Here is a 20,734-nt window from a genome sequence, read left to right on the forward strand (position 1 = left end):
TTACTGAAAGGTGACAGGGGTGCGACGGAGCACCGAAATCCAATGTGGGAGCGAGCTTGCTCGCGATGGCGGCGGCACATTCAAGATCAAATGTGACAGCTGGATCGCTATCGCGAGCAAGCTCGCTCCCACAGGGGGGGGACGCAATCAGCTCAACTGCAACCAGATCGGCGCGTGGTCCGACGGTTTTTCCATGCCCCGCAGCTCATAGTCCACGCCAGCGTCCTTGACCCGCGGCAGCAGGCCGTGGGAGGTGAGGATCAGGTCGATGCGCAGGCCGCGCTTGGGCTCGTCCTCGAAACCGCGGCTGCGGTAGTCGAACCAACTGAAACGGTCGGTGACGTCCGGGTTCAGGTGGCGGAAGCTGTCCACCAGGCCCCAGTTCTTCAGGCGGGCCATCCATTCGCGCTCTTCCGGCAAGAAGCTGCATTTGCCGGTTTTCAGCCAGCGCTTCATGTTGTCCGGGCCGATGCCGATGTCGCAGTCTTCCGGGGAAATGTTCACGTCGCCCATCACCACCACCGGCTGGTCGTTGCTGAAGCGGCTTTCCAGCAGTTGCTGCAAATCGCTGTAGAACCGCTCCTTGGCCGGGAATTTGGTCGGATGGTCACGGCTTTCACCCTGGGGGAAGTAACCGTTCATGATGGTCACCGGTACGCCGTTGGCATCGGCGAAGGTGCCCCAGATGAAGCGCCGCTGGGCGTCCTCGTCGTCACTTTCGAAACCTTTGTACAGGCTCAGCGGCGCCTGGCGGGAGAGCAGGGCGACGCCGTAGTGGCCTTTTTGCCCGTGGTAATGCACGTGGTAACCCAGGGCCTGCACCTCGGCCAGGGGGAATTGTTCGTCGTGAACCTTGGTTTCCTGCAGCCCGATCACATCCGGCTGGTGCTTCTCGATCAGCGCCGCCAGCTGATGGGGGCGGGCGCGCAGCCCGTTGATGTTGAAGGAGACGATCTTCATGGTCGGCTGTCCTGGCAAAACTGCGATGCTAGCTGACATGTGGGAAGGGAGCCAGCGTGGCAGTAGGACAAATGCGCTGCTAATGTCCTTTTGGCGAACGCTTTGTGGGAGCAAAGCTTGCTCGCGAAACAGACAACTCGATTCCTGAAAGACCGTATCGCTTTCATCGCGGGCAAGCCTTGCTCCCACAAGGTCTTTGCTCAGGCTTCACCGAGCCCGCCCAGGAGATCTGCCATCATGCCTGAAACCGCCGCCATCGCCGACGTCCATATGCTCGACAGTGGTTATTCCCGCGAAGCCCGTTCGTTGCTGTACCAGGCCTATCGCCATGAGCCTACCTTCAGCTACCTGTTCGAATCCGAGCGTCCCGGTTATGAACAGCGGGTCCGGGCCACGGTGCGTGAGCTGGTCAAGCAGCATTTTCTCCAGGACCTGCCGGCCATCGGCCTGCTGGTCAACGACCGCCTGATTGGTATCGCCCTGATCGCCCCGCCGCAGCGGCGCCTGGGCATCACCGAAAGCTGGGCCTGGCGCCTGCGCATGGTCTTGAGCACCGGTTTTCGCTGCACCCGGCGCTATCTGGAGTACCACGCGGCGGTGCTGGCCTGCCTGCCGTCGGACGCAGTCCATGTATTGCCGCTGCTGGGGGTGCACCCACAGTTCCAGGGCAAGCATTTCGGCGAGCAGTTGCTCGAGGCGGTCCATAACTGGTGTGCGGTGGACGAGCATTCCCAAGGGGTGGTGCTGGACACCGGAAACCCGCGCTACCTTGAGTTCTATAAACGCCAGGGATACGAGGAAATCGGTGAAGTCGCGGTAGGACCGATCCGCGAGCATGTGTTCTTCCACGCCAACCCGCAGATTCTGCAAAGCGCAACGGCATAGTCGGGCGAACTTTTAGGAAATGTCCGGCTCTATCAAGCACCTACGCTCGTGATAGCATCCGCGCCATGAATCTCCCAGGAAGAATGACCCGTGGCGCGCTCTTGCTGTCCTTCAGCTGCGCGGCACTGGCAAACAGTGAATTGGAAGTACGCGTCCAGCCGTCCAATGATGAACTCAAAGCCAACGTCGAAGGTTACATCGGTGGCGTGGGGGACCGTGACGAGGAAGCCTTGCTGCGCTTCAGTCGCGGCGCCGAGGAACAGGCGCGCAAGGCCGCCCAGGCGCTGGGCTACTACCAGCCGCAGATCGACAGCGAGGTCAAGGGCGGCAAGGATCCACGGCTGGTGCTGACCATCGACCCCGGCGAGCCGGTGCACCTGCGCAACGTCACCGTGCGCATCGATGGGCCGGCGGCTTCGCTCAAGGCTTTTCGCGTGCCCGGCAATGCCGCGCTGAAGCCCGGCGCGGTACTCAACCATGGTCGCTATGAAGACGCCAAGCGGGTGATCCAGAACCAGGCCTCGCGTTACGGTTATTTCAGCGGGCGTTTCACCCAGCAGAAACTCCTGGTGGACCCCCAGGCGGGCATCGCCGATATCGAGCTGGTCTACGACAGCGGCCCGCGCTATGCCTTGGGCCCGGTGAGTTTCGAGGGCGACACGCCGTTCGACGAAGACCTGCTGCAACGCATGGTGCCGTTCAAGGCGGGCACGGCGTACGACTCCGAGCTGATTGCCGAACTCAACCAGGCCTTGCAATCGAGCGGCTATTTCGAAGGTGTTCGGGTGGATGCGGCCCCCACCGCCGCCACCAACAATGTCATTCCGGTGGCGGTCAAGCTCGACACGCGCAAGCCACGCACCATGGGCCTGGGCCTGGGTTTTTCCACCGACGTAGGCCCCCGGGCCAAAGCCAACTGGACGCGCCACTGGGTCAACCCCCAGGGCCACAGCTATGGCTGGGAAGCGGAAGTGTCGGCGCCTCGGCAGAATGTCGGCCTGTGGTACGACGTGCCGCTGGACCCGCCGCTGACCGACAAGATGCGCTACGCCGGCGGTTATCAATATGAAGAACTGGCCGGCACCGACAGCCTCAGCAAACTGCTCACCGTGGGCCCGGAATGGCACAGCAAGTTGCCCAGCGGCTGGCAGCGGGTGGTGTCGCTCAAGTGGCAGCGCGAGGAGTACCGCCTCGGCGACGATGCGGGCCTGAGTACGCTGTTGATGCCGGGCGTGAGCTATTCCTATCTGCGCAGCGACAACCGCATCGACCCGCACAACGGCTACCGTTTGCAGTTCGATACCAAGGTCGCCAAGGAAGGGCTGGGCTCGGACAATAACCTTGTATACGGCACCGCCATGGTCAAGGGCCTGACCACGGTGTTCGACAAGCATCGCTTGCTGGCGCGGGCGCAAATCGGCGGCAGCGCCACCAATGGCTACAAATCCATTCCACCGTCCCTGCGCTTTTTTGCCGGTGGCGACCAGAGCGTGCGGGGTTACGACTACCAGAGCCTGTCGCCGGAAAACTCCGAGGGCGACCGTATCGGTGGTCGCTACATGGTCGCCGGCAGCCTCGAGTATCAGTATTCCATCGCGGAAAAATGGCGAGTGGCGACGTTCATCGACCAGGGCAACTCCTTCAACAGCCTTGAGCTGCCGAGCCTGAAGACCGGCGTGGGTGTCGGCGTGCGCTGGGTGTCGCCGGTGGGGCCGATCCGCCTCGACCTGGCCCATGCGATGGACGATGAAGGCGGCATTCGGTTGCACTTTTCCATGGGGCCTGAGCTGTGAAGCGTGGTGTGAAAATAACGCTACTGGCCCTCGTTGGGGGGCTGCTGGCGGTCGTGCTGGCCTTGAGCACGGTGCTGGGCACGGCATTTGGCAGCCGCTGGGCCCTTGGCCTGGTGCCGGGGCTGGCCGTGGAGAATTTCCAGGGCCGGCTGGGCGGGCAGTGGAGCGCCGATCACCTGCTGTGGCAGCAGGGCGACAGTCGGGTGGCGTTGGATCGAGTGATATTCGCCTGGTCGCCGTTGTGCCTGGCGCGCATGACCCTGTGCATCGAACAGCTCAAGGCCGACCAGGTCGCCTTGCAGTTGCCCGCTTCGACCGATGCGCCGAGCAGCGGCCCGATCAGCTTGCCGGACCTGGACTTGCCGCTCGCGATCGAATTGGGCGATGTGCAAGTCGGCAGCCTGTCGTTCAACGGCAGCGAGCAACTCAAGGGCCTGCAATTGGCTGCCCATTGGACCGCCGAGGGCCTGCAGATCGACTCGGTGCAGTTGCAGCGCGACGAGCTGGGTCTGAAACTGTCCGGCTTGCTCAAGCCCGGCGGCGACTGGCCGTTGAATGCCGAAGGCCGATTGACCTTGCCCGCGCCGGGGGCCACGCCCTGGGCCCTGGACCTGAAAGTCGACGGCAATCTGCTCAAGACCCTCAACCTCAAGGCCGACAGTAGCGGCTACCTGCAAGGCCAGTTGACCGGTGAGCTGCAACCGCTGGCGGACAACCTGCCCGCCAAGGTGCGCATTACCGCCGACGGTTTCAAGGCCAGCGCCGATCTGCCAGACACGCTGTTGCTCAATCAGTTGGAATTGACCGGCGAAGGCGATCTGAAAAAAGGCTATCAATTGCTTGGCAAGGCGACGTTGCCCGCCGAAAAAGGGCCAGTGGCATTGCTGCTGCAAGGCACCGTGGACGCCAATGGCGCACGGATCGCCGGCCTGGATCTGGACGCCGGCAATCAGCAGAGCCTGAAACTCAGCGGGCAAGTGGACTGGCGCGACGGCTTGAGCGCCGAGGCGAAAGTCGCCTGGCTGGATTTCCCTTGGCATCGCCTGTATCCGCTGATCGACGAGCCGCAAGTGACATTGCGCAGCTTCAATGGCGAAGTCTCGTACACCGATGGCAACTACCTGGGCAATTTCCAGGCCGCGCTGGACGGCCCCGCCGGGGCGTTCAGCCTGGACAGCCCGTTCAGCGGCAACCTGACGCAAATCCATCTGCCGCAACTCAAGCTCGCCGCGGGGCAGGGCAAGGCCGAAGGACACCTGAGCCTGCAATTTGCCGACGGCATCGCTTGGGACACGGCGCTGCAACTGTCGGCCATCAACCCGGCGTATTGGCTCGGCGAGTTGCCCGGGATCCTGGCCGGACCGTTGCGCAGCAAAGGCGCGATGAAGAACGACCGCCTCGAGCTCGACGCGGACCTGGATCTCAAGGGTAAGCTGCGGGGCCAACCGGCGCTGTTCCAGGCCAAGGCCAGTGGTGCCGGCGAGCAGTGGAACCTCAGCGCGCTGGACATCCGCCTGGGAGATAACCGCATCAATGGCACCGGCAGCCTGCAACAGAAACTCACCGGCCAGATCGACATCAAGCTCGCCCGTCTTGCCCAGCTCTGGCCGCAATTGCGCGGCCAGGTCGTTGGCCGGGTCGATGTCGCCGGCACGCTCAAGGCGCCCCAAGGCAAGCTCGGTCTGCAAGGCACGCAATTGGCGCTGCAGGACAATCGCCTGCAAAGCCTGAACCTGGACGCGACCCTCGACAGCGCCCAGCGCGGCAAGCTCGACCTCAAGGCCAGCGGCATCCGCGCCGGCGAAACGTCCCTGGGCGCGCTGACCGTCAGCGGGCAGGGTGACATCAAACGGCAAACACTCAACCTGGACTTGCAAGGGCCGCAGCTCGACACGACCCTGGCGCTCGACGGCGCCCTCGACCAGGGCAATTGGCGCGGACGACTGGCCAGCGGCGAGGTGCAGGCCGGCGGTCAAGCCTGGCGCCTGCAAGCCCCGGCAAAACTGGAACGCCTGGCCGATGGCACGCTCAACGTTGGCGCTCACTGCTGGCGTTCCTTTGATGCCAGCCTGTGCGGTGAAGACCAGCGGCTGATGCCGGAGCCGAAGCTGCGCTATCACCTCAAGCAATTCCCCATCGAAAGCCTGGCCCAGTGGATGCCCAAGGATTTTGCCTGGCAGGGCCGGCTCAATGCGGACCTGCAACTGGACCTGCCGGCGAGTGGCCCGAATGGCCGGATCCTGGTGGACGCCAGTGGCGGTACGTTGCGCATCCGTGACAAGGCCGGGGACAAGGCGCAATGGCTGGACTTCCCCTACCAGACCTTGACGCTCAATAGCCGCCTGACCCCCAAGCGCATCGACACCGACCTGAATTTCGTCGGCGCCAAGCTCGGCGAGCTGGTGCTCCAGGCGCAGATCAATCCGCTGCCGGCCAGCAAGCCCTTGAGCGGTTCGTTTCGCCTGACCGGCCTGGACTTGTCCGTGGCCCGGCCGTTCGTGCCGATGGTGGAAACCCTCACCGGTCACCTGAACGGCAGCGGGACGTTGTCGGGTGGTTTGCTCGCACCCCAGGTCAACGGCAACCTGGTGCTCAGCGACGGCGAAGTCTCCGGCCCGGAACTGCCGATCAGCCTCGAAGCCCTGCAGGTGCGGGCGATGATTGCCGGTGAAACGGTACGGCTCGACGGTGCCTGGAAAAGCGGCAAGCGCGGGCAGGGCAGCCTGACCGGGAACATCGGCTGGGGCGAAGCCCTGACCCTGAACCTGGCTCTCAAGGGCTCGCAACTGCCGGTCACCGTCGAACCGTACGCGGTGCTCGATGTCGCCCCGGACCTGAACATCACGATGCAGGGCGAGCAGCTTTCCATTGCCGGCAAGGTCCTGGTGCCCAAAGGCGAGATCACCGTCCGCGAACTGCCGCCGTCCACCGTCAAGGTGTCGGATGACACGGTGATCGTCGGCCACCAGACCGAGGAGGGCAAGGCGCCGATAGCCATGGCGATGGACATCGACGTGATCGTCGGCCAGGACAAACTCGCGTTCTCGGGTTTCGGCCTGACGGCCAACGTCCAGGGGCAAGTGCACATCGGCGACAACATGGACACCCGCGGTGAACTGTGGCTCAACGACGGCCGCTATCGGGCCTACGGGCAACGGTTGACGGTGCGTCGGGCCCGGCTGCTGTTCGCCGGGCCCATCGACCAGCCCTACCTGGACATCGAAGCGATTCGCCAGACCGACGACGTGATCGCCGGCATCCGCTTGAGCGGCAGCGCCGAGCAACCGACCACGCAAATCTTCTCGGAGCCGGCCATGAGCCAGGAGCAGGCGTTGTCCTACCTGGTACTGGGCCGGCCGCTGAGCACCACGGGCGAGGACAACAACATGCTCGCCCAGGCGGCGCTGGGCCTGGGGCTGATGGGCAGCTCGGGCGTGACCAGCAGCCTGGCCAATAACCTGGGCATCGATGACTTCCAGCTCGACACCCAAGGCAGCGGCAACACCACCAGCGTGGTCGCCAGCGGCAACCTCTCGGAAAAACTCAGCCTGCGCTACGGCGTCGGCGTGTTCGAACCGGCCAACACCATCGCCCTGCGCTACAAGCTCAGCAAGAAGGTGTACCTCGAAGCCGCCAGCGGCGTCGCCAGTTCGCTGGATATCTTCTACAAGCGCGATTTCTAAACCCCTTCCCCCAAACCCTTGTGGGAGCGAGCTTGCTCGCGATAGCGGCGTGTCAGTCAACGAAGAAGTTGAAGGTCATACCGCTATCGCGAGCAAGCTCGCTCCCACAGGGATGTCTGCATTTTGTCTGTTGGTGAATAGCAAGCTAACTATTTGTTTGACATTTGCTGCCTAAGCAGTAATATCTCGACATACATTCACTGCCTAGGCAGCAAACGGTGCTCAGATGAAGCATTTCACCCCAGACGAATTTCACAATTGCCACCTCGGCATGCTGCTCGGCCGCGCCGCGCTGCTCAAGGACCGGATCATCGACACCCACATGGAGCCCGTCGGCATTACCGCCGCCCAGTTCAAGGTGTTGATCATCATGGCCCAGCACGGCATCGACACGCCGGTCGAGCTGTGTCGCTACCTGTCCCTGGACAGCGGCTCGATGACGCGGATGCTCGATCGCCTGGAGCAGAAAGGTTTCCTGGTCCGCCAGCGCTCGGCAGAGGACCGGCGCCAGGTGCAACTGGTGCTGACCGAAGCCGGCCAGGCCCTCGCTGATCGCCTGCCGTTCATCGGTGCCGACGCCATGAACCAGTTGGCCAGCGCCATCAGCCGCGAGGAGCTGCAAACCCTCGAAGACATCCTCAAGAAAATACTGCTCGCTGCCGGTGATCCCATCACCGTGTTGCGATTGGGGGAGAAATGAAACGTCAAACCTTGCGTACCCGCTTGAGCCTGGTGCTGTTGGCCATGAGCCTCGCCGGTTGTGCCAGCTACAGCGGCCTGAAGACCGAAGGCGTCAGCCTCGAGGCCAAGAGCCTCCAGGCTGGACAGTCCCTGACCGGGGTCACGCTGTCGCCGGCCGCGTGGCCGAAAAACGACTGGTGGAAAAACCTCGGTGATCCGCAGCTCGACGGTCTGATCCGTGAAGCCCTGCGCGACAGCCCGGACATGCAGGTCGCCAGCGCCCGGGTCCACCAGGCCAGTGCAGCGGCCTATGCCGCCAACGCGGCGCGCATGCCGACCCTGGATGCCAGTGGCAGCGTCAGCCGTTCGCGTCTGGCCCGTGACCAGGATCCGCAAGGGCAGGGCGGGGCGTACAGCACCCTGCGTTCGCTGAGTGTGGACTTCAACTACAACTTCGACCTCTGGGGTGGCCAGCGTGCCGCCTGGGAAGCCGCCCTGGGCCAGGCCCGCGCCGCCGAGATCGATCGCCAGGCCGCGCAACTGACCCTGGCCGCCGACGTGGCCCGGGCCTACAGCGACCTGGGCCAGGCCCACATCATTCATGACCTGGCCGCCGAAGACCTCAAGCGCACCCGGCAGATGCTCGACCTGGGCAAGCGCCGCCTCAGCGCCGGGATCGACAGCGAGTACCAGTTCCAGCAGACCGAAAGCCTGGAAGCCAGCGCCGATGCGACCTTGATCGACGCAGAAAAACGCCTGCAAAGCGCCAAGATCGCCCTGGCGGTGCTACTGGGCAAGGGCCCGGACCGCGGCAATGAAATCGCCCGGCCCAACGTGTTGCAAGCCAGCGCGGTCGCCTTGCCGTCGAACCTGCCGGCCGAGTTGCTGGGCCGCCGTCCGGACCTGGTCGCGGCGCGCTGGCGGGTCGAGGCGGCCAGCAAGAACATCGAGGCCGGCAAGACCAACTTCTACCCCAACCTCAACTTGAGCGCGGCGGCGGGGGTGCAGTCATTGCTCGGCGATGCGATGTTCGGTTCGGCCAGCCGCTTCTTCAACGTGGCGCCCACCGTGTCGTTGCCGATCTTCGACGGTGGCCGCCTGCGGGCGGACCTGGATGCCCGGGACGCCGATTACGACCTGGCGGTGGCGCAGTACAACAAGAGCCTGGTCACGGCCCTTGGCGATGTCAGTGACACCATCAATCAGTTGCGCGACATCGCTCGCCAGATCGGTGCCCAGCAACATGCCACCGACATCGCGCAGAACTCTTACGACACCGTGGTCCAGCGCTACGGCTCGGGCATCGGTAATTACCTGGACGTGCTGAGCATCGAGCAGCAATTGCTCCAGGCCCAGCGCCAACTGGCGAACCTGAATGCCGAGCAGATCGATTTGTCGATCCAACTGATGCAGGCCCTGGGCGGTGGTTTCGAAGCCCAGACCCTGGCGGCGGCCACGCCGACCCCTGCCACGCCGACTCACTGATTCGAGGTACTTGTCATGGCGACTGCCGAAACGACTCAATCCGAACATACACAAGACAGCGGCAACCCACGCAAGCGCAAGGTCATGCTGTTGGCACTGGCGCTGATCGTCATCCTCGCGGGCCTGGGTGTGTGGGGCTGGCATGAACTGTATGGCCGCTGGAGCGAAAGCACCGACGATGCCTATGTGAACGGCAACGTGGTGGAGATCACGCCGTTGGTGACCGGCACCGTGGTGAGCATCGGTGCCGATGACGGCGACCTGGTGCGTGAAGGCCAGGTGCTGGTGCAGTTCGACCCGAACGACGCCGAAGTCGGGCTGCAAAGTGCCCAGGCCAACCTGGCCCGGACCGTGCGCCAGGTGCGTGGCTTGTACAGCAACGTCGATGGCATGCGGGCGCAGGTCAATGCCCAAGAGGCCGAAGTGCAGAAGGCCCAGGAAAACTACAGCCGACGCAAGAACCTGGCGGCCGGCGGAGCGATTTCCCAGGAGGAACTGTCCCACGCCCGGGATGACCTGACCTCGGCGCAGAATGCCCTCGCCAATGCCCGGCAACAGCTCAAGACCACCAGCGCCTTGGTGGACGATACCGTGGTCTCGTCCCATCCCGACGTGCAAGCGGCCGCCGCGCAATTGCGCCAGGCCTTCCTGACCAACGCCCGCAGCACCTTGATCGCACCGGTCACCGGCTATGTGGCCAAGCGCACCGTGCAACTGGGCCAACGGGTGCAGCCGGGCACGGCGTTGATGGCGGTGATCCCGCTGGACCAGTTGTGGATCGACGCCAACTTCAAGGAAACCCAACTGCGCGACATGCGCATCGGCCAACCGGTGGACATCGAAGCCGACCTGTACGGCAGCGATGTGAAGTTCAGCGGCACCATCGACAGCCTGGGCGCCGGGACCGGCAGTGCGTTTGCTTTGCTGCCGGCGCAGAACGCCACCGGTAACTGGATCAAGATCGTCCAGCGGGTGCCGGTGCGCATTCATGTCAACGCCGAAGAACTGGCCAAGCATCCGCTGCGAGTCGGCCTGTCGACCCAGGTCAGCGTCAACCTGCACGACCAGAGCGGCCCGGTGTTGGCCCAACAGCCACCGCAGAAAGCCTCGTTCAGTACCCAGGTCTATGACCGGCAGTTGGCCGAGGCCGACGCGATGATCACCCGCCTGATCCACGACAACAGTTCCGCGGCGAGCAAAACCGCGCAGCGCTGATCAGTTGTGGGAGCCGAGCTTGCTCGCGATAGCGGTATGACCGGCTACAGAGATATTGACTGCAAGGGCCTCATCGCGAGCAAGCTCGGCTCCACAGGTTTTGTGTCCTACCCACTGAGTTCAGGCGACCCTGGATCCAGTGGGAGCAAGGCTTGCCCGCGATAGACTCTCTTCGCTTCATAGGATTTCGCAATGAGCAATAACGCGTCCTTCACGCCGCCCAGCCTGTTGCTCAGCACCATCGGGCTGTCGCTGGCGACGTTCATGCAGGTGCTCGACACCACCATCGCCAACGTCGCCTTGCCGACCATTTCCGGCAACCTGGGCGTCAGCTCGGAGCAGGGCACCTGGGTGATCACCTCGTTCGCGGTGAGCAACGCCATCGCCCTGCCGCTCACTGGCTGGCTCAGCCGTCGGTTTGGCGAGGTGAAGTTGTTTTTGTGGGCGACGATGCTGTTCGTGCTCGCTTCATTCTTGTGTGGCATTTCCACCTCGATGCCGGAGCTGATTGGCTTTCGGGTACTCCAGGGGCTGGTGGCCGGGCCGTTGTACCCGATGACCCAGACCTTGCTGATCGCCGTCTACCCGCCGGCCAGGCGGGGCATGGCCCTGGCGTTGCTGGCGATGGTCACGGTGGTGGCGCCGATTGCCGGACCGATCCTCGGCGGCTGGATCACCGACAGCTATAGCTGGCCGTGGATCTTCTTCATCAATGTGCCCATCGGCGTCTTCGCGGCGATGGTGGTGCGCCAGCAACTCAAGGCGCGGCCGGTGGTCACCAGCCATCAGCCGATGGACTATGTGGGATTGATCACGCTGATCATCGGTGTTGGCGCGCTCCAGGTGATTCTCGACAAGGGCAACGACCTGGACTGGTTCGAATCGAACTTCATCGTCATCGGTGCGCTGATTTCAGTCATTGCCCTGGCGGTCTTCGTGATCTGGGAAATGACCGACCGCCATCCGGTGGTCAACCTCCGTCTGTTCGCCTATCGCAACTTCCGCATCGGCACCATTGTGTTGGTGGGCGGTTACGCCGGGTTCTTCGGCATCAACCTGATCCTGCCGCAGTGGTTGCAGACCCAGATGGGCTACACCGCGACCTGGGCCGGATTGGCCGTGGCACCCATCGGTATCCTGCCGGTGTTGATGTCGCCCTTCGTCGGCAAGTACGCCCACAAGTTCGACCTGCGCTTGCTGGCGGGGCTGGCGTTCCTGGCCATCGGCCTGAGCTGCTTCATGCGTGCCGGGTTCACCAACGAGGTGGATTTCCAGCACATTGCCTTGGTGCAGTTGTTCATGGGCATCGGCGTGGCGCTGTTCTTCATGCCGACCCTGAGCATCCTGATGTCGGACCTGCCGCCGCACCAGATTGCCGACGGCGCGGGGCTGGCGACGTTCCTGCGGACCCTGGGCGGCAGCTTTGCCGCATCGTTGACCACCTGGATCTGGATTCGCCGTGCCGACCAGCATCACGCCTACCTGAGCGAAAGCATCAGCACTTTCGAGCCGGCCACCCGCGAGGCGCTCAACCAGCTTGGCGGTGCCAGCACACCGGCCTATGCCCAGCTCGACCAGATTCTCAACAGCCAGGCGTACATGCTCTCCACCGTGGATTACTTCACGCTGCTGGGTTGGGCATTCATGGGGTTGATCGTGCTGGTGTGGCTGGCCAAACCGCCGTTTGCGGCGAAGGCGGGGCCGGCGTCGGCGGGGCACTGATCCAAAGGTCAATGCAATTCAATGTGGGAGCGAGCCTGTGGGAGCAAGGCTTGCCCGCGATGCAGGCGACACGGTTCAACTGCAAGACCGTGTCACCGTTCATCGCGAGCAAGCTTGCTCCCACAGGCTGCTCCCACAGGCATCTCATGGGGTCTTTAAGTGCTTGGCAACGCCAACTGCGCATTACCAAAACCAAACGGCGCCAACGCAAACCCCTGTTCATCCACCTGCAACGCCCAGCCTTGTTTGTCCCAATCCCCCAGCACGATGCGCCGGGCGGCGTGTTCGCCCAGTTGCAGCTTGTGGATGGCGGGGCGGTGGGTGTGGCCGTGGACCAGGGTCTTCACGCCGTATTGCTGCATGATCCGCGGGATCTCTTCGGGCGTGACGTCGACGATGTCATTGGCTTTCATGCGTGTCTGCGTGCGGCTTTCGCTGCGCAGTTTGCGCGCCAGTTTCTGGCGGCTGCCCAGCGGCAGGTGCCGCAGGATGAACAGCGTGACCGGGTTGCGCAGCCAGCGCCGCAGCTTCATGTAGCCTTCGTCGCGGGTGCAGAGGCTGTCGCCATGCATCAGCAGCACCGGCTCGCCATTGAGCTGCACGACACTCGGGTCCTTGAGCAGGGTGCAGCCGGCCGCTTTGCAAAAGGCTTGCCCCAGCATGAAGTCGCGATTGCCGTGCATCAGGAAGATGGCCGTGCCGCTGTCGCTCAACTCGCGCAGGGCCTGGCAGATGGAACGCTGGAACGGCGTCATGGCATCGTCGCCGATCCAGGCTTCGAAAAAGTCGCCCAGAATGTACAACGCTTGCGCCGAGCGGGCGCGTGTGGCGAGTAAATCCAGAAACGCCCGGGTGATGTCCGGGCGCTCCTCTTCCAGATGCAAGTCTGAAATCAGCAATATCACTCAATGATCTCGGCTTTCTCGATGATCACGTCGTCTGCCGGGACGTCCTGGTGGCCAGCCTTGGAAGTGGTGGCGACGCCCTTGATCTTGTCGACCACGTCGGTGCCTTCGGTCACTTCACCGAACACTGCGTAGCCCCAGCCCTGTACGGTCTTGGCGCTGTGGTTCAGGAAGCTGTTGTCGGCCACGTTGATGAAGAACTGCGCGGAAGCCGAATGCGGCTCCATGGTACGGGCCATGGCGACGCTGTACTTTTTGTTCGGCAGGCCGTTGTCGGCTTCGTTCTGGATGCTCGGGCGCTTGTCTTTCTTTTCCTTCATGCCCGGTTCGAAGCCACCGCCCTGGATCATGAAGTTGCCGATGACGCGGTGGAACACGGTGTTTTCGTAGTGGCCGGCGTTGACGTATTCGATGAAGTTGGCCACGGTCAGCGGCGCTTTCTCGGCGTTCAGTTGCAGAACGATGTCACCGAAGTTGGTGGTCAGTTTGACTTTGCTCATGGTCGGTACTCTTTCAAGGAATTCGTGGGTTTCGGGGCACAAACGCCCGCAACCGGTCTGGCTGCAATCGGCCAGGTTGGGCAGTTTAGCGTGCCGGGCACGAATTTCGAGGCTGTTTTTCATCTGGCCGTCGATTAAATTCAATCGTTTGCCGGCCTGGCCTGTCAGGTACTTGACAGCATCGGCTATGATACGGGCTTTGATTTATCAGGCCGCACCCGGCCGCGCACTTGTAAGTTCAAGGATCCTATGAGCAAGCCCACTGTCGACCCTACCTCGAATTCCAAGACCGGCCCGGCCGTGCCGGTCAATTTCCTGCGCCCGATCATCCAGGCGGACCTGGACTCGGGTAAGCACACACAGATCGTCACTCGTTTCCCGCCGGAGCCCAACGGCTACCTGCACATCGGTCATGCCAAGTCGATCTGCGTGAATTTCGGCCTGGCCCAGGAGTTCGGCGGTGTCACGCACCTGCGTTTCGACGACACCAACCCGGCCAAGGAAGACCAGGAATACATCGACGCGATCGAAAGCGACGTCAAGTGGCTGGGTTTCGAATGGTCCGGTGAGGTGCGCTACGCCTCGCAATATTTCGACCAGTTGCACGACTGGGCGGTGGAGCTGATCAAGTCCGGCAACGCCTACGTGTGCGACCTGACCCCCGAGCAGGCCAAGGAGTACCGCGGCAGCCTGATCGAGCCGGGCAAGAACAGCCCGTTCCGTGAGCGCAGCGTGGAAGAGAACCTGGACCTGTTCGCCCGCATGCGCGCCGGTGAGTTCCCGGACGGCGCACGGGTGCTGCGCGCCAAGATCGACATGGCCTCGCCGAACATGAACCTGCGCGACCCGATCATGTACCGCATCCGTCACGCCCATCACCACCAGACCGGCGACAAATGGTGCATCTACCCCAACTATGACTTCACCCATGGTCAGTCGGACGCCATCGAGGGCATCACCCACTCGATCTGCACCCTGGAGTTCGAAAGCCATCGTCCGTTGTACGAGTGGTTCCTCGAGCACCTGCCCGTGCCGGCCACCCCGCGCCAGTACGAATTCAGCCGCTTGAACCTGAACTACACCATCACCAGCAAGCGCAAGCTCAAGCAGCTTGTAGACGAGAAACACGTCAATGGCTGGGACGATCCGCGCATGTCGACGCTGTCGGGCTTCCGCCGTCGCGGCTACACGCCGGCGTCGATCCGCAACTTCTGCGAGATGATCGGCACCAACCGTTCCGATGGTGTGGTCGATTTCGGCATGCTCGAGTTCAGCATCCGTCAGGATCTGGACGCAAATGCCCCGCGCGCCATGTGCGTGTTGCGTCCGTTGAAGGTCGTGATCACCAATTACCCGCAAGACCAGGTCGAAAACCTCGAACTGCCGCGTCATCCGCAAAAAGAAGAACTCGGCGTGCGCAAACTGCCGTTCGCCCGTGAAATCTACATCGACCGCGATGACTTCATGGAAGAGCCCCCAAAGGCTACAAGCGCCTGGAGCCGAACGGCGAAGTGCGTCTGCGCGGCAGCTACGTGATCCGTGCCGACGAAGCGATCAAGGACGCCGACGGCAACATCGTCGAGCTGCGTTGCTCGTACGATCCGGACACCCTGGGCAAGAACCCTGAAGGCCGCAAGGTCAAGGGCGTGATCCACTGGGTGCCGGCCGCGGCCAGCGTCGAGTGCGAAGTGCGCCTGTACGATCGCCTGTTCCGCTCTCCGAACCCGGAGAAGGCCGAAGACAGCGCGAGTTTCCTGGACAACATCAACCCTGACTCACTGCAAGTGCTGACCGGTTGTCGTGCTGAACCCTCGCTGGGCAATGCACAGCCGGAAGACCGTTTCCAGTTCGAGCGCGAAGGCTACTTCGTCGCGGATATCAAGGACTCGAAACCAGGTCAGCCGGTATTCAACCGTACCGTGACCCTGCGTGATTCGTGGGGCCAGTGATCAAGTCTTAAGGAAACACCGTGCTTACGATCTACAACACGCTCACCAAGAGCAAAGAAGTCTTCAAGCCGCTGGATGGCAACAAGGTGCGCATGTACGTCTGCGGGATGACCGTGTACGACTACTGCCACCTCGGCCATGGTCGCAGCATGGTCGCCTTCGACCTGGTGACCCGCTGGCTGCGGTTCAGCGGTTATGACCTGACCTACGTGCGCAACATCACTGACATCGACGACAAGATCATCAACCGCGCCAATGAGAACGGCGAGTCGTTCGAAGCGTTGACCGAGCGCATGATCGCGGCGATGCACGAAGATGAAGCGCGCCTGAACATCAAGAAGCCGGACATGGAGCCGCGTGCCACCGACCATATTCCGGGCATGCATGCGATGATCCAGACCTTGATCGACAAGGGCTACGCCTACGCTCCGGGCAATGGTGACGTGTACTACCGCGTCGGCAAGTTCATGGGCTATGGCAAGCTGTCGCGCAAGAAGATCGAAGACCTGCGCATCGGTGCGCGGATCGAGGTCGACGAAGCCAAGGAAGATCCGCTGGACTTCGTTCTGTGGAAAGGCGTCAAGCCGGGCGAGCCGAGTTGGGAATCGCCATGGGGCGCCGGGCGTCCGGGCTGGCACATCGAATGCTCGGTGATGTCCACCTGCTGCCTGGGCGAGACCTTCGACATTCATGGCGGCGGCAGCGACCTGGAATTCCCCCACCACGAAAACGAAATCGCCCAGAGCGAAGCGGCCACCGGCAAGACCTACGCCAACGCGTGGATGCATTGCGGCATGATCCGGATCAACGGCGAGAAGATGTCCAAGTCCTTGAACAACTTCTTCACCATCCGCGACGTGCTCGACAAGTATCACCCGGAAGTTGTGCGTTACCTGTTGGTGTCGAGCCACTATCGCAGCGCCATCAACTACTCGGAAGATAACCTCAAGGACGCCAAGGGTGCCCTGGAGCGTTTCTATCATGCGTTGAAGGGCCTGCCCGCCGTGCCGCCTGCCGGTGGCGAAGCGTTCGTGGCGCGTTTCACCGAAGTGATGAACGACGACTTCGGCACGCCGGAAGCCTGCGCGGTGCTGTTCGAGATGGTGCGTGAGATCAACCGCCTGCGTGAGAGCGATCTCAATGCCGCGGCCGGCCTGGCGGCCCGCCTGAAAGAGCTGGCCAGCGTGCTGGGTGTGTTGCAGCTCGAAGCCGATGACTTCCTGCAGGCCGGTGCCGCAGGCCGTGTGGACGCCGCCGAGGTGGAGGCATTGATCCAGGCACGCCTGGCTGCCCGGGCCAACAAGGATTGGGCCGAATCCGACCGCATCCGCGACCAGCTCACCGCCATGGGCGTGGTGCTGGAAGACGGGAAGGGCGGGACGACCTGGCGTCTGGCGGACTGAGTCCACCCGGGTCTATGTGGGAGCGGGCAAGCCCGCTCCCACAGGGCCGGTGGTGTTCATCCAATTGTGGGAGCGAGCTTGCTCGCGATAGCGTCGGATCAGTCAACGGTAATGTTGAATGAAAGATTGCCATCGCGGGCAAGCTCGCTCCCACAGTTTTTTGAGCGGTTCCAGGCATCGCATACATTGAAGATCCCACAATTTTTTTGTGCTCAGCCTGGCAATCATTCCTTCATGAGCTAGTACTGTCTGGTCGATTCGACGTTCCCACTGTCAGGAGTCTTCCATGTTGGCTCATTGGTCGCTTGCGGCAATTCATCTGCTGGCGTTCGCCCTCGGGTTTTGGGCGGTGCTGACGCGCGGCACGGCGCTACGGCGCCTGGCGGGCGGTGTGGACGCGGTGCGGGGTGTCTTGGTTGCAGACAACCTGTGGGGCCTGTCGGCCCTGGTGCTGTTGGTGACCGGGGGGATGCGCGCTTTCGGCGGGTACGAAAAAGGCACGGATTACTACCTGCATCAGCCGCTTTTTCACTTGAAGATGACGTTGCTGCTGCTGATTCTGCTGCTAGAGATCGTGCCGATGATCGCCTTGATCAAATGGCGGATGGCACTGGGCAAAGGGAGGGCGATCGATCCTTCGAAAGCCGGCCGACTTGCACGGATCAGCCACATCGAAGCCTTGTTACTGATCTTGATGGTCGTCGCCGCCACAGGCATGGCGCGCGGCGTTGGCTTGGGCTGACCGGCCGCGAACGCCTGCTTCGTCATCATTAAAACGAAACGTCTGACAGCCATGCCAAACGCCATGCCATTAGTATCGATTCACGGGCGGGGCGAAAGAAGGCGGGGTGGGGCAGGGTGCGGCGCAGTCGGCCAGAATCTTTAGCCAGCCATTGCGATGATGCAAACGGGCTGGCTGCGGACTGCTGCAATGTTCAGGGAGTTTGCGGCTTGTCAGGGGCGGTAAGGCCGGCCTGAATACGCTGATAGATCTCTTCACGATGCACCGCAACGTTTTTCGGGGCGTTGATGCCGATCCGTACTTGTTGGCCGCTAACGCCCAGAATGGTGATCGTGATGTCGTCACCAATGTTTATGCTTTCACCGACTTTGCGGGTGAGTATCAGCATGGTGTTCTCCTTGATTGCTTTATAGGGCACCTGATTCAGACAGTGCAGATGTCGGTACTGCTTATAGATTAGTGCTAAGTGTCACAATGTGGGTGCCTCTTTCTGACGTGCAGATGCAGCATTAATTCCCAGGGTGCGACTATACAGAGACGCCGGGCAGGATTCTCGTGTTTTGAGCATTGTTTGCGGCGATCTTGAGAGGCACGGGTGCTAAAATCCATGCCTCATGTCTTCCAGGGGAAACGTTGTGCGTAAATTGGCTTGGGTTATCGCGGTATTGGTGCTGGCAGGATGCGGTGAAGGGCGTGACGTCGAAGCACCGAAGCCGAAACCCGCCGCCACCTCCGCACCGGCCGTCGCTGCCGCGCCGCAGTGGGCCGTCGAGGTTCGTGGCGAGACACCGCAGGCTGTCAGCGACCTGACCGGTTGGCTCATCGAGCACAGCTTCATGTCGAACGTGGTGCGGGAGAACGGCAAGGAGCGCGTCTTGGTCGGCCCTTTCAGCTCCGAGGCCGAAGCCCAAGCCAAGCAGGAGCAGGTCACGGCCGCCCTGGTCCGGGCGAAGAAACGCAACATCGAGACGTTGGTGGTGGATTACCCGACCGCTCAATAATCGGGCAGCCCAAAAAGTCAGAAAAGTCCCAAAACCTGTGGGAGCGAGCTTGCTCGCGATAGCGGTGGATCAGCCAACGTTGATGTTGACTGGCCTGTCCCTATCGCGAGCAAGCTCGCTCCCACAGTTGGTTTTGTGCTGTTCGCAAGTGCAAGGTCAACCGCAGGCCTTCATGTCCACCGGTCCCACGAACTCGTTCCCGCGTCCCATGACGCACGCCACGCTCTGGTTGCGCTGACGTTCCCAGCTTTCGACCGGGTAGGTCTTGTCCCAGGCTTCATACAGGCGCCGGTCCTGTTTCGACAGGCGCAGGCCATATTGCTTGCTCATGTAGAAATAGGTCCGGGCGATCATCCCCCGGATGGAAGGGCGGGGCATGACCTTCTTGGCCTTGAAATCCACCTGGGTCAGGCATGAGCCGTATTGGCCCTTTTGCTCCGGCAGCCAGCCGAAACTGAAATTGCTGCGATCGCCATTCACTTCCCCGATGCTCGGCACCAGGTTGTGCAGGTCGGCCTCGGCCCGTTGATAGACTGGATCATAGCGGGTGCAGTTCTTGCGACCGCCTTCTTGCCAGCATTGACGCTGATGGCCGATCTGCCAGGCCGGGACAATATGCTCCCACTCGATGCGGGCAGCACGGCTGGCATTCTTGCGCGGTACGTAACCGCAGGCGGCCAGGTTCACGCGATTGCCGGTGTACTTACAGCCGCAGTAGAACTCGGTGGATTGCGGAGCATAGAGCTTCCAGGCGATTTTCTTGGCTTCGTTGAAGGTGCGCGGGGCGCCGGCCTGTGCGCCCATGGCGATGAACACAAGCAAAAAAGCTAAACAGCGAACACTCATCAGGCTCAATCTTCCTTCGGCACAACCCAGAAAACCTGCACACCACCATCGTCGCGATAGGCGAGGGTCACGTTGTCGTTCTCGTCGATTTCTTCCAGGAGGCGCTCCCACTCATCCACCGGCTCGTCGGGTAGGCGGAAGATCAGGGCGGCCTTGGCTTTTTGCGCGGTGGGGGCGTTGATGATTTTCGAGACCCGGAGGCCGAGTCGTGTATAGGAATCTAAGGGGGTGGTTGCAGCGGAGGGGGTGGCCACAGGATTATCCTTATTAAGCTGTACGGGCATACAGTATTTAACCGTAGGCATTTACGCAACTACTTAAAATTCAAGAAGATCGTCTGACAGCACTTTTTTCGTTTTGGTGTGGGAAAAAGGAATTTTTTATCGGCTGATGTACACGGGTGTTGCCGCTCAGGGTGACGAAGCTATCGACGGGTTTCAGTGGGCGCTCAAGAAACGGCTTCGGCGGGCGATGACCTTCGTAGGAATCCCCCTTCATGGAGTTTTGACATGTCGTTTTCCATCGGCTTTCCCAATGCGGCAGCGGTGACCATCGGCGGAAAATCCGCCGCCACCCTGAAGGCTTTGAGCGAGGCAGAAGACCAGGCCGCCGATGAGGCCCTGGGTACAACGCAAACCTCGGGCAAGGTCCGTACGGGCATGGGCGCTGGCGCTGAAGCAACCGACCAGGCGCAGGAGGGTGGCAGCACCCAGAGCGTGGCGGTCCAGGTGCTGCTCAAGCGGATGCAAGAGCTTCAGCAGCAGCTCAGGGAGCAGCAACAGCAACTGGCCGCTGCACAGGCGCGCGACTATGCCACGGAGGAAGCCAAGACTTCGGCGGTCATGGCAGTCCAGGGGCAGATCGCCGATACCAGTGGCGCTTTGCTGGAAGTCACCGGCCACCTGGTCACGGAGTTGTCCAAGGGCAGCGGTTCGGGTTCGGTGGTCAATACGACGGTCTGAGT

Annotated in this window: 17 protein-coding genes and 1 pseudogene; 12 read left to right on the plus strand and 6 right to left on the minus strand. The window is 62.1% G+C overall.

What is annotated here, in order from left to right:
* Positions 1 to 147 precede the first annotated feature (147 nt).
* Positions 148 to 960 (minus strand): exodeoxyribonuclease III, encoded by an 813-nt coding sequence (xthA, locus tag ACZ5M5_RS10920; RefSeq protein ID WP_092175732.1) that lies wholly within the window; start codon positions 958 to 960, stop codon positions 148 to 150.
* Positions 961 to 1,197: 237 nt separating this feature from the next.
* Here xthA and ACZ5M5_RS10925 point away from each other — a divergent pair, with 237 nt between their 5' ends.
* The 7 genes from ACZ5M5_RS10925 to ACZ5M5_RS10955 all read left to right on the plus strand — a co-directional run bounded on the left by ACZ5M5_RS10925 (position 1,198) and on the right by ACZ5M5_RS10955 (position 12,424).
* Positions 1,198 to 1,845: a GNAT family N-acetyltransferase gene (locus ACZ5M5_RS10925; RefSeq protein WP_060738199.1), complete on the plus strand. Its 648-nt coding sequence runs from the start codon at positions 1,198 to 1,200 to the stop codon at positions 1,843 to 1,845.
* A 65-nt stretch (positions 1,846 to 1,910) separates the two neighbouring features.
* The gene (locus ACZ5M5_RS10930; protein WP_207281593.1) at positions 1,911 to 3,638 is read left to right on the plus strand and encodes an autotransporter assembly complex protein TamA; all 1,728 of its coding nucleotides are present in this window, start codon (positions 1,911 to 1,913) and stop codon (positions 3,636 to 3,638) included.
* Positions 3,635 to 7,321, plus strand: coding sequence for a translocation/assembly module TamB domain-containing protein (locus ACZ5M5_RS10935; RefSeq protein WP_464739013.1), 3,687 nt, complete (start codon positions 3,635 to 3,637; stop codon positions 7,319 to 7,321). Before ACZ5M5_RS10930 ends, ACZ5M5_RS10935 begins: the two co-directional genes overlap by 4 nt.
* Before the next feature lie 226 nt (positions 7,322 to 7,547).
* A complete protein-coding gene (locus ACZ5M5_RS10940) occupies positions 7,548 to 8,021 on the plus strand; it encodes a MarR family winged helix-turn-helix transcriptional regulator (protein WP_053183538.1) in 474 nt (157 codons plus the stop codon).
* Complete coding sequence (locus ACZ5M5_RS10945) at positions 8,018 to 9,487, plus strand: efflux transporter outer membrane subunit (RefSeq protein ID WP_464739014.1); 1,470 nt, start codon at positions 8,018 to 8,020, stop codon at positions 9,485 to 9,487. Before ACZ5M5_RS10940 ends, ACZ5M5_RS10945 begins: the two co-directional genes overlap by 4 nt.
* A gap of 15 nt (positions 9,488 to 9,502) precedes the next feature.
* Complete coding sequence (locus tag ACZ5M5_RS10950; protein ID WP_103311025.1) at positions 9,503 to 10,702, plus strand: HlyD/EmrA/EmrK family protein; 1,200 nt, start codon at positions 9,503 to 9,505, stop codon at positions 10,700 to 10,702.
* A gap of 192 nt (positions 10,703 to 10,894) precedes the next feature.
* Positions 10,895 to 12,424: a DHA2 family efflux MFS transporter permease subunit gene (locus tag ACZ5M5_RS10955; protein ID WP_060738194.1), complete on the plus strand. Its 1,530-nt coding sequence runs from the start codon at positions 10,895 to 10,897 to the stop codon at positions 12,422 to 12,424.
* Positions 12,425 to 12,579: 155 nt separating this feature from the next.
* Here the strand turns inward: ACZ5M5_RS10955 and ACZ5M5_RS10960 are convergent, their stop codons facing one another.
* The gene (locus ACZ5M5_RS10960) at positions 12,580 to 13,329 is read right to left on the minus strand and encodes a UDP-2,3-diacylglucosamine diphosphatase (protein WP_060738193.1); all 750 of its coding nucleotides are present in this window, start codon (positions 13,327 to 13,329) and stop codon (positions 12,580 to 12,582) included.
* Positions 13,326 to 13,829: a peptidylprolyl isomerase gene (locus ACZ5M5_RS10965; RefSeq protein ID WP_060743046.1), complete on the minus strand. Its 504-nt coding sequence runs from the start codon at positions 13,827 to 13,829 to the stop codon at positions 13,326 to 13,328. The genes ACZ5M5_RS10960 and ACZ5M5_RS10965 overlap by 4 nt, the downstream gene beginning before the upstream one ends.
* A 249-nt stretch (positions 13,830 to 14,078) precedes the next feature.
* Here ACZ5M5_RS10965 and ACZ5M5_RS10970 point away from each other — a divergent pair.
* The 3 genes and pseudogenes from ACZ5M5_RS10970 to ACZ5M5_RS10980 all read left to right on the plus strand — a co-directional run bounded on the left by ACZ5M5_RS10970 (position 14,079) and on the right by ACZ5M5_RS10980 (position 17,923).
* Positions 14,079 to 15,778: pseudogene (locus tag ACZ5M5_RS10970) on the plus strand (glutamine--tRNA ligase/YqeY domain fusion protein).
* Between the two features lie 20 nt (positions 15,779 to 15,798).
* Positions 15,799 to 17,181, plus strand: coding sequence for a cysteine--tRNA ligase (cysS, locus tag ACZ5M5_RS10975; RefSeq protein WP_103311022.1), 1,383 nt, complete (start codon positions 15,799 to 15,801; stop codon positions 17,179 to 17,181).
* A 286-nt stretch (positions 17,182 to 17,467) separates the two neighbouring features.
* On the plus strand, positions 17,468 to 17,923 hold the full coding sequence (locus ACZ5M5_RS10980; RefSeq protein ID WP_060738190.1) for a DUF2214 family protein: 456 nt from the start codon (positions 17,468 to 17,470) through the stop codon (positions 17,921 to 17,923).
* Between the two features lie 193 nt (positions 17,924 to 18,116).
* Here the strand turns inward: ACZ5M5_RS10980 and csrA are convergent, their stop codons facing one another.
* Complete coding sequence (gene csrA, locus ACZ5M5_RS10985) at positions 18,117 to 18,311, minus strand: carbon storage regulator CsrA (RefSeq protein ID WP_003179932.1); 195 nt, start codon at positions 18,309 to 18,311, stop codon at positions 18,117 to 18,119.
* Positions 18,312 to 18,558: 247 nt separating this feature from the next.
* Here csrA and ACZ5M5_RS10990 point away from each other — a divergent pair, with 247 nt between their 5' ends.
* Entirely contained in the window at positions 18,559 to 18,924 is a 366-nt protein-coding gene (locus ACZ5M5_RS10990) for a penicillin-binding protein activator LpoB (protein ID WP_092199037.1), read from the plus strand.
* Positions 18,925 to 19,080: 156 nt separating this feature from the next.
* Here the strand turns inward: ACZ5M5_RS10990 and ACZ5M5_RS10995 are convergent, their stop codons facing one another.
* Positions 19,081 to 19,770 (minus strand): endonuclease, encoded by a 690-nt coding sequence (locus tag ACZ5M5_RS10995; protein WP_060738188.1) that lies wholly within the window; start codon positions 19,768 to 19,770, stop codon positions 19,081 to 19,083.
* A 5-nt stretch (positions 19,771 to 19,775) separates the two neighbouring features.
* Positions 19,776 to 20,075, minus strand: a complete 300-nt coding sequence (locus ACZ5M5_RS11000) for a DUF1654 domain-containing protein (protein ID WP_053121397.1) — start codon at positions 20,073 to 20,075, stop codon at positions 19,776 to 19,778.
* 204 nt (positions 20,076 to 20,279) lie between these two features.
* On the opposite strand from ACZ5M5_RS11000, the gene ACZ5M5_RS11005 reads away from it, so the two are divergent.
* The gene (locus ACZ5M5_RS11005; RefSeq protein WP_103308405.1) at positions 20,280 to 20,732 is read left to right on the plus strand and encodes a hypothetical protein; all 453 of its coding nucleotides are present in this window, start codon (positions 20,280 to 20,282) and stop codon (positions 20,730 to 20,732) included.
* Positions 20,733 to 20,734 lie beyond the last annotated feature (2 nt).

The organism is Pseudomonas sp. Van50 (assembly GCF_055390755.1).

What these genes read in the sequence shown, in the direction of transcription:
- xthA (WP_092175732.1), bottom strand. Translation starts at nt 960, where the DNA reads ATGAAGATCGTCTCCTTCAACATCAACGGGCTGCGCGCCCGCCCCCAT.
- ACZ5M5_RS10925 (WP_060738199.1), top strand. Translation starts at nt 1,198, where the DNA reads ATGCCTGAAACCGCCGCCATCGCCGACGTCCATATGCTCGACAGTGGT.
- ACZ5M5_RS10930 (WP_207281593.1), top strand. Translation starts at nt 1,911, where the DNA reads ATGAATCTCCCAGGAAGAATGACCCGTGGCGCGCTCTTGCTGTCCTTC.
- ACZ5M5_RS10940 (WP_053183538.1), top strand. Translation starts at nt 7,548, where the DNA reads ATGAAGCATTTCACCCCAGACGAATTTCACAATTGCCACCTCGGCATG.
- ACZ5M5_RS10945 (WP_464739014.1), top strand. Translation starts at nt 8,018, where the DNA reads ATGAAACGTCAAACCTTGCGTACCCGCTTGAGCCTGGTGCTGTTGGCC.
- ACZ5M5_RS10950 (WP_103311025.1), top strand. Translation starts at nt 9,503, where the DNA reads ATGGCGACTGCCGAAACGACTCAATCCGAACATACACAAGACAGCGGC.
- ACZ5M5_RS10955 (WP_060738194.1), top strand. Translation starts at nt 10,895, where the DNA reads ATGAGCAATAACGCGTCCTTCACGCCGCCCAGCCTGTTGCTCAGCACC.
- ACZ5M5_RS10965 (WP_060743046.1), bottom strand. Translation starts at nt 13,829, where the DNA reads ATGAGCAAAGTCAAACTGACCACCAACTTCGGTGACATCGTTCTGCAA.
- ACZ5M5_RS10980 (WP_060738190.1), top strand. Translation starts at nt 17,468, where the DNA reads ATGTTGGCTCATTGGTCGCTTGCGGCAATTCATCTGCTGGCGTTCGCC.
- csrA (WP_003179932.1), bottom strand. Translation starts at nt 18,311, where the DNA reads ATGCTGATACTCACCCGCAAAGTCGGTGAAAGCATAAACATTGGTGAC.
- ACZ5M5_RS10995 (WP_060738188.1), bottom strand. Translation starts at nt 19,770, where the DNA reads ATGAGTGTTCGCTGTTTAGCTTTTTTGCTTGTGTTCATCGCCATGGGC.
- ACZ5M5_RS11000 (WP_053121397.1), bottom strand. Translation starts at nt 20,075, where the DNA reads ATGCCTACGGTTAAATACTGTATGCCCGTACAGCTTAATAAGGATAAT.
- ACZ5M5_RS11005 (WP_103308405.1), top strand. Translation starts at nt 20,280, where the DNA reads ATGTCGTTTTCCATCGGCTTTCCCAATGCGGCAGCGGTGACCATCGGC.